The sequence below is a fragment of the Tritonibacter sp. SIMBA_163 genome (assembly GCF_046535935.1).
In the GTDB taxonomy this organism is placed as follows: Bacteria; Pseudomonadota; Alphaproteobacteria; order Rhodobacterales; family Rhodobacteraceae; genus Epibacterium; species Epibacterium scottomollicae.
In genome coordinates this window covers 1-251 of sequence record NZ_JAWJBP010000938.1, presented here as the reverse complement: position 1 = coordinate 251, position 251 = coordinate 1, and the positions used below count along the sequence as shown (strand labels likewise).

1 pseudogene is annotated in these 251 nt (G+C 50.2%); it reads left to right on the top strand.

The features are described 5' to 3' along the window. Window positions 1-34: 34 nt before the first annotated feature. A pseudogene (locus tag R0J92_RS25085) lies at window positions 35-251 on the top strand (cardiolipin synthase); the annotation flags it as partial.

The following is a 251-nucleotide window of genomic DNA, read 5'->3' as shown; positions in this document are numbered from 1 at the left end:
CATCGACTGGAACCAGGCAGCGGAAAAATACCCAATGAAATATCAGGAAACCTATTTTCCTGAAATAGGCGATGTACCGGGAGATGCGATGCAAATCGTGGCGAGCGGGCCGTTGGAAATGCGCGAAGACATTAAAAACGGTTATTTGAAGATGATCCACCACGCCCGGAAATCGATTTTCCTGCAGACGCCGTATTTTATCCCGGACAAGTCGATTATGGATGCGCTTCGTACGGCGTCGCTTGGCGGAG